At 32.9% G+C, this 14,195-nt stretch carries 14 protein-coding genes; 13 read left to right on the top strand and 1 reads right to left on the bottom strand.

The window, feature by feature from the left end; translation table 11 throughout:
• The first annotated feature begins 4 nt into the window (after positions 1–4).
• From uvrA to whiA, 11 genes are all read left to right on the top strand, one after another.
• Positions 5–2,839 carry an excinuclease ABC subunit UvrA gene (uvrA, locus tag MUA60_RS12585; protein WP_262648468.1) on the top strand — a complete coding sequence of 945 codons (2,835 nt, stop codon included), beginning with the start codon at positions 5–7 and terminating at the stop codon, positions 2,837–2,839.
• Between the two features lie 17 nt (positions 2,840–2,856).
• Entirely contained in the window at positions 2,857–3,183 is a 327-nt protein-coding gene (locus MUA60_RS12580) for a hypothetical protein (protein WP_262648467.1), read from the top strand.
• Positions 3,184–3,315: 132 nt separating this feature from the next.
• Positions 3,316–4,248, top strand: coding sequence for an HPr(Ser) kinase/phosphatase (hprK, locus tag MUA60_RS12575; RefSeq protein WP_025904534.1), 933 nt, complete (start codon positions 3,316–3,318; stop codon positions 4,246–4,248).
• Complete coding sequence (gene lgt / locus MUA60_RS12570) at positions 4,248–5,066, top strand: prolipoprotein diacylglyceryl transferase (protein ID WP_262648466.1); 819 nt, start codon at positions 4,248–4,250, stop codon at positions 5,064–5,066. Before hprK ends, lgt begins: the two co-directional genes overlap by 1 nt.
• Positions 5,067–5,084: 18 nt before the next feature.
• Positions 5,085–5,567: an acyltransferase gene (locus MUA60_RS12565; RefSeq protein WP_262648465.1), complete on the top strand. Its 483-nt coding sequence runs from the start codon at positions 5,085–5,087 to the stop codon at positions 5,565–5,567.
• 8 nt (positions 5,568–5,575) lie between these two features.
• Complete coding sequence (locus MUA60_RS12560) at positions 5,576–7,009, top strand: tetratricopeptide repeat protein (protein ID WP_262648464.1); 1,434 nt, start codon at positions 5,576–5,578, stop codon at positions 7,007–7,009.
• Between the two features lie 67 nt (positions 7,010–7,076).
• Positions 7,077–8,024 (top strand): thioredoxin-disulfide reductase, encoded by a 948-nt coding sequence (gene trxB / locus MUA60_RS12555; protein ID WP_025904538.1) that lies wholly within the window; start codon positions 7,077–7,079, stop codon positions 8,022–8,024.
• Positions 8,025–8,428: 404 nt separating this feature from the next.
• Positions 8,429–9,334, top strand: coding sequence for an RNase adapter RapZ (gene rapZ / locus MUA60_RS12550; protein ID WP_262648463.1), 906 nt, complete (start codon positions 8,429–8,431; stop codon positions 9,332–9,334).
• Positions 9,331–10,317, top strand: a complete 987-nt coding sequence (locus tag MUA60_RS12545) for a gluconeogenesis factor YvcK family protein (protein ID WP_262648462.1) — start codon at positions 9,331–9,333, stop codon at positions 10,315–10,317. Before rapZ ends, MUA60_RS12545 begins: the two co-directional genes overlap by 4 nt.
• 143 nt (positions 10,318–10,460) lie before the next feature.
• Positions 10,461–10,613 (top strand): hypothetical protein, encoded by a 153-nt coding sequence (locus tag MUA60_RS12540; protein ID WP_262648461.1) that lies wholly within the window; start codon positions 10,461–10,463, stop codon positions 10,611–10,613.
• Positions 10,614–10,743: 130 nt separating this feature from the next.
• Positions 10,744–11,688, top strand: coding sequence for a DNA-binding protein WhiA (gene whiA, locus MUA60_RS12535; protein WP_262648460.1), 945 nt, complete (start codon positions 10,744–10,746; stop codon positions 11,686–11,688).
• A 49-nt stretch (positions 11,689–11,737) separates the two neighbouring features.
• Here the strand turns inward: whiA and clpP are convergent, their stop codons facing one another.
• Positions 11,738–12,328 carry an ATP-dependent Clp endopeptidase proteolytic subunit ClpP gene (clpP, locus tag MUA60_RS12530; RefSeq protein WP_025904542.1) on the bottom strand — a complete coding sequence of 197 codons (591 nt, stop codon included), beginning with the start codon at positions 12,326–12,328 and terminating at the stop codon, positions 11,738–11,740.
• Between the two features lie 443 nt (positions 12,329–12,771).
• Here clpP and MUA60_RS12525 point away from each other — a divergent pair, with 443 nt between their 5' ends.
• Both MUA60_RS12525 and MUA60_RS12520 read left to right on the top strand, forming a co-directional pair.
• A complete protein-coding gene (locus tag MUA60_RS12525) occupies positions 12,772–13,017 on the top strand; it encodes a glutaredoxin family protein (RefSeq protein WP_262648459.1) in 246 nt (81 codons plus the stop codon).
• Positions 13,018–13,167: 150 nt separating this feature from the next.
• A complete protein-coding gene (locus tag MUA60_RS12520) occupies positions 13,168–14,184 on the top strand; it encodes a sugar-binding transcriptional regulator (RefSeq protein WP_262648458.1) in 1,017 nt (338 codons plus the stop codon).
• The last annotated feature ends 11 nt before the right edge of the window (positions 14,185–14,195 follow it).

Here is a 14,195-nt window from a genome sequence, read left to right as displayed (position 1 = left end):
TGAGATGAAAAACAAATCCATCATCGTAAAAGGTGCAAGAGCACATAACTTAAAAGATATAGATATAGAAATACCTAAAGACCAACTTGTTGTTATGACTGGATTATCTGGTTCAGGAAAGTCGTCTTTAGCATTTGATACGATTTATGCAGAAGGTCAAAGAAGATATGTAGAATCATTAAGTGCCTATGCGAGACAATTTTTAGGGCAGATGGACAAACCAGATGTAGATTTAATTGATGGTCTTTCTCCAGCGATATCAATTGATCAAAAGACAACAAGTAAAAACCCAAGATCAACTGTTGCTACTGTGACTGAAATATATGATTATTTAAGACTATTATATGCAAGAGTTGGAAGACCAATATGTCCAAACCATGGTATTGAAATTAAATCACAAACGGTTCAACAAATGGTCGATCAAGTTATGGAATTAGAAGAAAGAACAAAAATACAAATTCTTTCACCAATCGTTTCAGGACGTAAAGGTACACATAAGAAATTGATTGAAGACATTGCTAAAAAAGGCTATGCAAGATTAAAAGTAGATGGCGATATATTAGATGTTGATGATGTTCCGGATTTAAACAAAAATCAAAACCATTCTATTGATGTCGTGATTGATAGACTTGTCATTAAACCAGGTATTGAAGCAAGATTAGCTGATTCCTTACAAACAGCGCTAGAATTAGCTGACGGTAATGCAGTTGCTGATATTATTGATGGTGATGAAATTAAATTTTCTGAACACCATGCTTGTCCTATTTGTGGTTTCTCAGTAGATCAATTAGAACCTAGGATATTCTCATTTAACAATCCGTTTGGTGCTTGTCCATCTTGTGATGGCTTAGGAAGTAAATTAACTGTAGATGTTGATTTAGTCGTGCCAGATAAGACTTTAAATTTAAATGAAGGCGCAATTTTGCCATGGCAACCAATCAGTTCTAATTATTATCCAACTTTATTAAAACAAGCTTGTGAACATTTTAAAATTGATATGGATAAACCATTTAATAAATTAACGAAAAAAGAAAAAAACATCGTCTTAAGAGGTCATGATGATGAAATAGAATTTAAATTTAATCAAGATTATGGCGTTAAAACAGAAAGAACAAAAACGATGGCTTTTGAAGGTGTGCTAAATAATATTGAACGTCGTTACCATGATTCACCATCTGAATACGTTAGAGAAGTGATGCAAAAATATATGGTCGAAAAAACTTGTGAAACATGTGATGGTTATCGTTTAAATGAAAAAGTACTTTCTGTCAAAATTAATGGCCAACATATCGGTGAAGCAGTCAGATATTCAATTTATAATGCAATTAAACATTTCGATAACCTAGATTTAGATGAAACGGAACGTAAAATTGCGAAACTCATCTTAAAAGAAATACATGAAAGATTATCTTTCTTAAATAATGTAGGTTTAGAATATTTAACACTTAATCGAGCATCAGGTACTTTATCGGGTGGGGAAGCACAACGTATTAGACTGGCAACTCAAATTGGTTCTAGATTATCAGGCGTATTATATGTGCTTGATGAGCCTTCTATCGGTTTACATCAAAGAGACAATGATCGCTTAATTGACACTTTGAAATCAATGCGAGATATGGGTAATACATTAATTGTCGTTGAACATGATGAAGATACGATGAAAGCTGCCGATTATTTAATTGATATAGGTCCAAAAGCAGGTGTACATGGTGGTGAAGTAGTTGCGAGTGGAACGCCAGAAGAAGTGATGGCAAATGAACAATCTTTAACAGGTAAATACTTAAGCGGTAAAGAGAAAGTGTTTGTACCATCTAAACGAAGAAAAGTTACAAAACGTAAAATATCTGTTAAAGGTGCGACAAGTAATAACTTGAAAAATGTCGATGTAGACTTCCCATTATCAGTTATGACATGTGTAACAGGTGTTTCAGGTTCTGGTAAAAGTTCATTAGTAAATGAAGTATTGTACAAAGGTTTGCAAAAACAATTGTATAATACGAAAATAAAACCAGGTGCACATAAAACTATAAAAGGTGTAAATGAAATTGAAAAAATTATAGATATTGACCAATCACCAATTGGTAGAACACCACGTTCAAACCCTGCAACTTATACAGGTGTATTTGATGATATTAGAGATGTATTTAGCCAAACGAATGAGGCAAAAGTAAGAGGTTATCAAAAAGGAAGATTTAGTTTTAATGTTAAAGGTGGCCGCTGTGAAGCTTGTAAAGGTGATGGTATCATTAAAATTGAAATGCATTTCTTACCAGATGTATACGTACCATGTGAAGTTTGTGATGGAAAACGTTATAATAGAGAAACATTAGAAGTAACTTATAAAGGAAAAAGTATTTCTGATGTATTAGAAATGACAGTAGAAGATGCTTATCACTTTTTCGAAAGTTTACCTAAGATAAATAGAAAATTAAAAACAATAGTAGACGTTGGTTTAGGATATGTTAAACTAGGTCAACCCGCAACAACTTTATCAGGCGGTGAAGCACAACGTGTGAAACTTGCTTCTGAACTTCATAGACGATCTAATGGTAAGTCATTATATATACTTGATGAACCAACAACAGGTTTACACGTAGATGATATTAAACGTTTATTAAGTGTGTTAAATAGACTCGTTGAAAATGGCGACTCTGTCATCATTATTGAACATAATTTAGATGTCATTAAAACAGCAGATTATATTATAGATTTAGGTCCAGAAGGTGGAGATGGTGGCGGTGAAATTATTGCTACTGGAACACCAGAAGACATTGTAGAAGTTGAAGCATCTTACACTGGTAAATACTTAAAACCAATTTTAGAACGAGATCGATCATAAACCAGGAGGGGTTATTTATGAACGAAGTACAATTAAAAATTTTAGACCTTATTGAAGGTGGGGAAATTACTGTTTATGAAGCGGTAAAATTACTTGATGCAACATCTCATAATCAAAAATCATCATCACCTTTTGATAAGAAATCTAAAGAAAATGTAGAAAATTTATTTGAAGACTTATTAGATAAATTTAAGACAACTGCCAAATCAGGTAAAACTGAATTTGAAAAGCAGTTTAAAGATAACGAAGGAACAGGTCAAGATCCTATTCAACAATTAGATGAATCTTTAAGAAATATCATTAGAAATTTCAACAAAAATAACGACCAAAAAAAAGATATTTAATTTTATTCCCTAGAAACGATAAAACGTTTCTAGGGTTTTTATATTTGCAGAAACTGTTGTAATATTGATAATGATTGCAGTTAAGGTTAAAGTTCATTAGAATTAACATATATTAACCTAGAGGTGAACCCTATGATATCAAGTAGTAAATTAATAGAGCAATTTAATTTGGAAGTTATTGCCGGGAAAAATGGCTTACATCGTAAAATAACAGAAACGGATATATCACGTCCTGGTCTAGAAATGGCTGGGTATTTTTCACATTATTCATCAGATAGAATTCAAGTATTAGGCACAACTGAGTTGTCGTTTTATAATTTGTTGCCTGATGAAGAGAAAAAAGGTAGAATGGCTAAATTATGTAGACCTGAAACACCAGCTATTATTATCACACGAGGTCTAGATGCACCAGAAGAACTCGTTCAAAGTTGTAATGAAAATAATACACCGCTTTTAAAAAGTGAGTCTTCAACGACTAAATTGATGGGGCAAGTAACCGGATATTTAGAGCGTGAACTAGCACCTGAAACATCATTGCATGGCGTACTCGTCGATGTTTATGGCGTAGGTGTATTAATTACAGGTGATAGTGGTGTCGGTAAAAGTGAAACGGCATTAGAGCTTGTTAAACGCGGTCACAGACTCGTTGCCGACGATAATGTTGAAATTAAAGAAATTAATAAAAACGAATTAATCGGTAAAGCACCGAAGATCATTGAACATTTACTTGAAATACGAGGTCTTGGTATTATCAACGTTATGACTTTATTTGGTGCGGGATCTATCTTGATGGAGAAAAGAATCAAACTAAACATCAATTTGGAAACATGGAACAAAGAAAAAATATATGACAGAGTCGGATTGAATGAAGAAACTTTAAAAATTTTAGATTCAAAAATAACTAAAAAGACGATTCCTGTTAGACCTGGTAGAAACTTAGCTGTCATCATTGAAGTTGCTGCAATGAACTATCGATTAAACAACATGGGTATTAATACTGCAGAAGAGTTTAATAATCGTCTTAATGCAGAAATTTTGAAAAATGCACGTAAGGAGAATGAATAATGGAAGTGTTAGGCATTGATCCCGTAGCGATACAATTAGGACCGCTAGCAATACGATGGTATGGTATTATCATTGCTTCTGGTATATTAATTGGATATCTTATCGCACAAAGAACTGCTAAAAAAGTTGGAATAAAAGAAGAATCACTTTTAGATTTAATTATATGGTGTGTTGTAATGGCAATTATCTGTGCACGTATTTATTACGTAGCTTTTGAATGGGATTATTACAGTCAACATTTAGCAGAAATACCTCTTATTATGAATGGTGGTATAGCTATTCATGGTGGATTGATTGGTGCCTTTTTAACAGGGTTCATCATTTGTCGTAAAAAGAATTTGTCATTCTTCCAAATGGTTGATATTGTCGCGCCAAGTATCATTTTGGCACAAGCAATTGGTAGATGGGGTAACTTTATGAATCAAGAAGCGCACGGTGGACCTGTTCCCCGTAGTTTTCTTGAGAATTTACATATTCCTGAATTTATTATTAACCATATGCAAATAGACGGTATTTATTATCAACCAACATTTTTATATGAATCAATTTGGAGTATAATTGGTTTTGTCATTTTATTACTCATTAGACCTAACTTGAAAATTGGTGAGACATTCTTTGCATATTTAATTTATTATTCAATTGGTAGATTCTATATAGAAGGTTTAAGAACGGATAGCTTGATGCTTACTGAACATTTAAGAATTGCTCAAGTTATATCGATTGTGATTATTGTTGTTTCTATTATTTGTATTATTTATAGAAGAGTACGTTATAATCCGAAAAAATTCAGAGATGTTCAAGGTTATTATCATAACTAATGTGAAAGAAGTGTTTACGTGAGAGCATTAAAGACTAAAAAAGTAGATGGTGAGAATCCATTATGGAAAATGTATGAAACAGTACGTTTTATAAAAGTATTTAAAAATGTTATTATCATTGAAATTAGTAGATATTTACCGAGTGTTAAATGGAAACATTTTTTATACAGAAAAGGGCTTAAGATGAAAGTTGGGCAAAAGACAGCTTTTGCATTTAAAGCAACACCTGATATTATGTATCCTGAACTTATCACTATCGGTAAAAACTGTGTAATAGGATATAATGCAACCATTCTATGTCATGAATATTTAGTCGAAGAATATAGAATTGGCCGTGTAAACATTGGAGATAATGTCTTAGTTGGTGCAAATGCCACTATACTTGCAGGTGTGAGTATAGGTGATAATGCTGTTATAGCAAGTGGTACTATCGTGACGAAAGATGTACCTAATGATATGATGGCATATGGCAATCCTATGGAACTTAAAAAAAGGCGGTGAGTCAGTCGTTGGGAGAAAATTCAAATGTCATACACGTAAAGTTTGATAAAGACTTCTATTATCATAAAGCAATGGAAAAAATGAGAGAACAAGATTTCGGATATGCCGAGTCTTTATTTAAAAAAGCGCTTGAACTATCACCTAATGATTTTGTGATTATACCGCCTTATGCTGAATGTCTTGTAGAGCTGAATAAAAATACTCAAGCAGAAGAAATGATGTTCGATCAAATTGTGAAAGAAAATTTTGTGACAGATTATTATTTTTATTTAAGTCAAATGTATATCAAGACGAATGAACCTAATAAAGCATTTTTGTTTGGGTTAAGATATGTAACAGAAGAGGACGATCAAGATTACTTTGAAGAAATGATTCAAATGTTTGAAGTAAAGTATGATGATCAAACAATTGTGGAAGAAGCGGAAAGATTTGTGATTCAACATATTTTTCAATACTTATTTTCACATGGTAGGTTACAAGAAGCGAATGAATATATTGGTAGACAACGTGCTAAATTACAAGAAGATAAGCATATTATGAATTTAAAAGCGATGTCTATGTTATACAATAGTCAATATGACGAAGCGGAGATATTATTACAAACGATATTAGAAGATAATCCTTCTGATATTTACGCTTTATGTCATATGACGTTGTTGCTTTACAACACACAACAGGTGGAACGTTATGAGCAATTTCTGAATCAATTAAGTAAATTACATCCTATTAACGATGAAGAATCTTTTAAATTGGGTGTTGTTCTAAGCTATTTAGGAAAGCATAAACCTTCTAATCAATTATTAGTGCCTCTTCTAAAAAAAGCACAAGCTGCTACGCCACAATTACACCACGCCTTAAGTTACAACTTCTATCATTTAGGATATTTAGATGAAGCGAAAAGACATTGGCAAAGATTTGAAGATAGTGTACAATATCATAGTCAATTGCCACCTTGGAAAATTGACGAACTCAAAGATATGTTAGACCGTCATGTATTACCTTTATTAAAAGACGAAGACTATCGATATAGATTATATGGCATATTTTTATTAGGGCATATGAAACATAGAGAACTCGTTATGTCTCATGAAATATGGGAAGTTCTAGAAAGTTTGCCAGACTATGAAAGGTTATATATAACGTATACTTTTCAAGATTTACATTTAAACAAGTTAGGCTTTATTGATAAAGGTATGAAGCTTATCGAACAATCCATATATCAGAAATATGGTAAAGAGATTTTTGTATCATGGATTGAACATGCAGAAATGCTCATTGCAGATAATGAATCGATTGAACAAGTTGAACATTATGTTGCAGCATCCATTTATATTTATTTAAAGATGTTAAATAAAAAAATAACTAAAAAAGAGATTAAAGATACATTTCATATTACGACGTATCGCTTGAATAAAGCGATTAATGCTATTTTGAGCATATAGTTATGAATAGTAATGTTTATGATGTACAATTCTACTGAATTAATTAATAAGAGGAGGCAGTTTATAAATGACTACACAAGTAGATTATGATGTAATTATAGTTGGGGCAGGACCAGCAGGAATGACTGCTGCAGTGTATGCTTCAAGAGCAAATTTATCAACTGTAATGATAGAACGAGGTATGCCAGGTGGACAAATGGCAAACACTGAAGATGTAGAGAACTTCCCTGGCTTTGATTTAATAACAGGTCCAGACTTATCAACTAAAATGTTTACACATGCACAAAAATTTGGTGCTAAATATGAATATGGTGACATTAAAGAAATTGAAGATAAAGGATCTTATAAAGTTGTAAATATGGGTGACAAAACATTAACAGCTCGTGCAATTATCATTGCAACAGGTGCAGAGTACAAAAAAATAGGTGTACCAGGTGAACAAGAATTAGGTGGACGCGGTGTAAGTTACTGTGCAGTATGTGACGGTGCATTCTTTAAAGGGAAAAACTTATACGTAATCGGTGGCGGAGATTCAGCTGTCGAAGAAGGTATTTTCTTAACTAAATTTGCAGACAAAGTTACAATTGTTCACAGAAGAGACGAATTAAGAGCTCAAAAAATCATTCAAGACCGTGCATTTAAAAATGAAAAAATTGATTTCATTTGGAACACAACATTAAAAACAATTAATGAAAAAGATGGTAAAGTAGGATCAGTAACATTAGTTTCAACTGAAGATGGATCAGAGTCAGAACACCAAGCTGATGGTGTATTCATCTATATCGGTATGAAACCATTAACTAAACCATTTGAATCATTAGGTATTTTAAATGAAAATGGCTATATCGAAACAAATGATGAAATGGAAACTAAAGTACCAGGTGTATATGCAGCAGGAGATGTTCGTGAAAAAACATTACGTCAAATCGTTACAGCAACAGGTGACGGCAGTATTGCAGCACAAAATGCACAAGCATATATCGAATCATTAGAAGACGAAGAACAATTAATATAATTTGAGTAGTGAAGAGGCGAAAACACATGTCCCGCCTCTTTTTTTTATGTGGATTTAGGGAGCGGAATGTGATTATTGGTAAGGTCGGATGTGGAAAATATGGACCGATACGGAAAATTACCGGTCCAGAAACGAGAAATATGGACCGATAAATAAAATTACCGACCCGAAAACGGGATTTCCAGTCCGATAAAATAAAATATCGACCCGAAAACGGGATTTTCAGTCCGATAAATAAATTATCGACCCGAAAACGAAACATCAATATAATCTACGCTATTTCATAAGTGATTGCTACCTTAATATTACGGGAAAGATACACTTGTATTAGCCATTTATTTAATGTTTTTTGTGGTGTAATCATGTAAGATAAGAGTATATATGATCGTTAAAGGAGAACTGTTATGCAACCTATCGACAAAACTAATGTAAAAAATGAACTTCTCGTAGTTACAGGAATGTCCGGTGCGGGTAAATCAGTCGCGCTACAAGCTCTAGAAGATTTAGGATACTTTTGTGTTGATAATTTACCACCTATATTATTGCAAAAATTTGTTGATTTAATGGATCAAGGGAATCCTTCTTTATCAAAAGTTGCAATTGGTATCGATTTAAGAGGTAAGGATTTCTTTGGTAATTTAAGAGATGAATTAGATTATATACAAAGTGAGAAAAAAGTATTAGTAGATATTTTATTTTTAGAAGCGAGCGATAAAAAATTAATTTCTAGATATAAAGAAACTAGAAGAACGCATCCTTTAAGTGAGGAAGGTAGTTTATTATCTGCAATTGAAAGAGAAAGATCTTTATTAAGTGATATTAAAGGTATCAGTAACTTTGTGATTGATACGACTGAAAAGAAACCTAAAGAATTGAAACAAGAACTTGTAGAAGCATTTGAAGAAGATCCTTCTACAACATTTCAAGTAAGAGTGATGAGCTTTGGATTCAAACATGGTATGCCCATTGATGCAGATATAGTCTTTGATGTACGATTTTTGCCAAATCCATATTATGTTGAAGAGTTAAGACCTATGACAGGTCTCGACGATGAAGTTTATCAATATGTGATGAAATGGAAAGAGACGAATACATTTTATAAAAAGTTTAGTGATCTGTTAATGTTTATGTTGCCAGGTTATAAGAAAGAAGGGAAATCCCAATTGACGATTGCAATCGGTTGTACAGGTGGTCAACATAGGTCTGTTGCACTTGCAAAACGTTTAGGTGAAGATATTAAAGAGAACTTTGACTATGCTGTGTATACATCACATCGCGATGCACATATTGAAAGTAAGCCAAAATCATGAAAAAATTAAAAGTCGTCTTAATTGGCGGAGGAACCGGCCTTTCTGTATTAGCAAGAGGGTTAAAGGAATATCCAATAGATATTACAGCCATCGTAACTGTAGCAGATGATGGTGGTAGTACTGGTAAAATTCGTGATGTGATGGATATACCTGCTCCTGGCGATATCAGAAACGTATTAGCAGCACTTAGTGACACAGAACCAATGCTTGAAAAGTTGTTCCAATATCGTTTTGAAGAAGAAGAACTTGGAAGTCATTCAATTGGAAATTTATTGCTAGCTGCCATGACAAATATTACGGATGATTTTGGACATGCTGTAAAAGAATTAAGTAAGTTGTTGAATATTAAAGGGCAAGTCATTCCATCAACAACAAGAAGTGTTGTACTGAATGCAGTTATGTCAGATGGTGAAATCATTGTCGGAGAATCTAAAATTCCTAAGACAGATAAGAAAATTGAAAAAGTATTTTTAACGCCTCAAGATATTGAACCGATGAAAGAAGCAATAGATGCGATTGAAGAAGCAGATTTAATCGTTATGGGACCAGGTTCTTTATATACAAGTATAATGCCTAATTTAATTTTGAATAAAGTTAAAGATGCAATTGTTAATACTGAAGCGGAAAGATTATATGTATGTAACCTTATGACTCAAAAAGGTGAAACAACAGGTTATTCAGTAAGTGACCATGTTAAAGCTATTCATGACCATGTAGGCGCATCATTTATTGACTTTGTAATATGTCAAAATGAGCGTTTCGATAAAGATATCTTATTAAGATATGAACAAGAAGAAGCTAAACAAGTTGAATTTGATGGTGAGAAATTGAAAGACATGGGTGTACAATGTATTCATGATAATGAATTAGTGAGTATCACACCTCATCAATACATTAGACATAATAATAAAGTATTGGCACAACTCATTTATGAAATCGCCTTGAGAGAAATCAGTACAATTCAATATAAGAAAGATAAGTAATCGTTTTGTCTAGAGAAAACAGACAAACGAAAATAGATATTTAATGAAGCAAATGAGACACTCATTCATGTCCAATTTGCTTCATTTTTTTATGGAAATCAAGTAATATAAATGTAAGGGTTTTCAATGCGGGGTGATGGGTCATGAAAAGTGTTCAAATATTAATGGTGATATTAGGTTGTGTATTTTTACTCATAGGTTTAATAGCAAATCAGCAGATAGGTATTACATTTTTAATCATTGGTTTGGCGATGATTTTATTTGGGGTTATTAAAGAACCTTCAAGTAAAACATAAAAAGTTCAAGTTTAAAAACTTGATACGCCCGGCTATTCCATGTAATATGAAATAGATACAAAACGTATGATATGTCTTTTGGCATATCATTATTTTTATGTGCGTATAAACTAAGAAAGGATGATCTGCTGTGAGCTTTGCTTCAGAAATGAAAAATGAATTAACTAGAATTGAAGTAGATGATTGTTGCGCCAAGGCAGAACTTTCAGCTTTGATTAGAATGAACGGTAATTTAAGTATATCTAATCAGCAATTTGTTATAAATGTACAAACTGAAAATGCAGCGATAGCACGTCGAATATTTTCATTAATAAAAAAATGCTTCGGTGTTGAAGTTGAATTATTAGTGAGAAAGAAAATGAAACTTAAGAAAAATAATATATATATTAGTCGAATTAAAGTAAAAGCTAAAGAAATATTAGATGAACTTGGTATTTTACAAGATGGCATGTTTAAACATGAAATAGACAAAGATATATTACAAAAAGATTGTTGTAAAAGAAGTTATTTAAGAGGAGCATTTCTTGCTGGAGGTTCTGTTAATAATCCAGAGACTTCTTCATATCATCTTGAAATCTTTTCATTATACGAAAAACATTCAGCAGATTTAACCGCACTCATGAATCAATATGATTTAAATGCTAAATTATTAGAGCGCAAAAAAGGATTTATCAGTTATTTGAAAGAAGCCGAAAAGATTTCTGATTTCTTAAGTTTGATTGGTGGCTACCAAGCATTACTTAAGTTTGAAGATGTAAGAATTATTCGAGATATGAGAAACTCTGTTAATCGATTAGTCAATTGTGAGACGGCTAACTTGAACAAAACAGTGAGTGCCGCCATGAAACAAGTTGAGAGCATTCAGCTCATCGATAAAGAAATTGGTATCGATAACTTGCCAGATCGTTTAAGAGAAGTTGCAAGACTTAGAATAGATAATCAAGATGTTTCAATTAAAGAATTAGGCGAAATGGTAAGCACAGGTAAAATTTCTAAATCAGGTATTAATCATAGATTACGTAAATTAAATGAAATGGCAGAAAAAATTAGAAACGGCGAGACAATTCAACAATAAAAGAAGCAACTGGGACAATAAATGTCTCAGGTGCTTCTATTTTTATAATTTATTTAATATCTTCTGGATGCATAACATCGTCGATTAAACCGTATTCTTTAGCTTCTTCAGCTGTTAAGAAGTTATCACGATCAGTGTCTTTTTCAATTTTTTCAATTGGTTGTCCAGTTCTTTCAGATAAAATTTTATTTAATTTCTCACGTGTACGTAAAATATGGCGAGCTGCAATTTCAATTTCAGTAGCTTGTCCTTGTGCACCGCCAAGTGGTTGGTGAATCATAACTTCACTATTTGGTAATGCATAACGTTTACCTTTAGCACCAGCTGCTAGTAGGAATGAACCCATAGATGCTGCCATACCAATACAAATAGTTTGAACATCAGGTTTGATGTGTTGGATTGTATCGTAAATCGCAAATCCTGCTGTTACGCTACCACCTGGAGAGTTGATATATAAGTAAATATCTTTCTCAGAGTCTTGAGCTTGTAAGAATAGTAATTGTGAAACGATTGAGTTAGCTACATTGTCATCGATAGCTGACCCTAACATAATAATGCGGTCTTTCAATAAACGTGAATAAATATCATAAGCGCGTTCTCCGCGATTTGTTGTTTCAATAACTGTTGGTATTAAATTCATCAGTTAATCCTCCTTTGAATATCTTAATGACCATATCATACACTACAAAGTCAAACATGGTCAAAAAATATGACCTACTGATGAATATTATAACTTAAATAGCTGATTTATACACTGGGAATTTGTGATATGAGTTGTCAATGTTAGCATAAATGATATAATAGTTTCCGTAATCAACGAGCTGTGTGCAGTGAATTTGTGTGACTTCTATATTAAAATAGTCACATCTCTTTCTGATGAAATACTCCCTTTGAGTTGTATTCATTTTGCCTTCACTCCTTAATAGTTGATAATTCTATTATATAGACAATATATTAAGTAGATATAAAGTGTTTATTAAGACTTATCTCTCCGTAGTGTAACGGATAACACGCAAGATTCCGGTTCTTGAAATGGGCGTTCGATTCGTCTCGGGGAGGCTTACTTTGTAAAGGATGATTTGGATGACAATTAAATTTTATGTTGGAACAAATTGTGGTTTATGTGAAGATGCTAAGATTCAAATTGAATTTTTTAAAGAATCGTACGATCATGAAATAAAAATAGATACTATTAATATTGAAGAAGATGATACATTACTTGAAAAATATATGTTAAGAATTCCTGTTGTTGAATATGATGGACAAGTTCTACAAGAAGGAACTATTGATTTCATCACATTGACAGATGCATATGATCAAATGAAATAATAGGAAACGCTTTTAACTTGCATTCTCTATATAAGGGGTGTATTATAAAAATGCAAACAGATATTATTTTTTTGACCCGCATGGGACGAAAAACGTCTAACCCAGGTTAGATATTGCCCATCTGTTAATCTTTGAGGAGGCGACTTGTTTATGGAAGATTTACTAAAAGTACAACATAGACTAGTTCCTGATTTGATTGACAAGATGTATCGACGCTTTAATATTTTATCGACAATCGAGAAAAAGCAGCCTATAGGTCGAAGAACGTTGAGTGATGTTATGAATGTCACTGAACGGGTATTGAGAACTGAGATAGAAATTTTAAAACAACAAGATTTAATCAGCGTTCAGTCAACTGGTATGAAATTGACTGAAACAGGCGAGCAAACGCTTGATTCTTTATCGCATTATTTAACACTTTATTCTAGTTTTAATCATATTGAAGAAGAAATTTTTAATCGATATGGTGTGAAAGCTCATATAGTGAGAGGTAATTCGGATTTAGATGAGATGGTTAAAGCAGAAATGGGTAATGTTACTGCTGAATTACTAGAACAGTCATTATACGATCATGCTTCAGTATCAGTAACTGGTGGTTCAACAATGGCAAGAGTGAGTGAGTCATTACATCCATTAGATAAAGACATTTTGTTCACGCCAGCGCGTGGTGGTTTGGGTGAAAACGTTGTGTTTCAAGCGAATACAATTTGCGCAAGCATGGCAAATCGTACAGGTGGGTCATATAAAGTCTTGTATGTTCCAGACCAAGTGAGCGAAAGTTCATACGAAACTTTGCTGAAAGAACCTGCAGTTATTGAGGTGCTAGATGCAATACGTCGTTCAGATTTTATTATTCACGGTATTGGTGATGCGCTGAAGATGGCGGAAAGAAGGAAGACTTCTGAAGCAGTATTAAGCCAATTGAAACATCATCATGCTGTCGGAGAAGCTTTTGGTTATTATTTCAATGACAAAGGTGAAGTCGTGCATCGTGTTAAGACAATCGGTTTGCAACTAGAAGACTTAACAACAAAGACAAACATTTTTGCAGTAGCAGGTGGGACATCTAAAGCAGAAGCGATAAAAGCTTATCTTGAGATTGCACCTAAGAATACAATTCTTATCACTGATGAAGGTGCTGCAAAAGCAATAATCAATTTGGAATAAAAGGTTATTTA

The sequence above is a fragment of the Mammaliicoccus sciuri genome, from assembly GCF_025561425.1.
Classification (GTDB): Bacteria; Bacillota; Bacilli; order Staphylococcales; family Staphylococcaceae; genus Mammaliicoccus; species Mammaliicoccus sciuri_A.
This window is presented reverse-complemented; position numbering and strand designations above follow the sequence as displayed.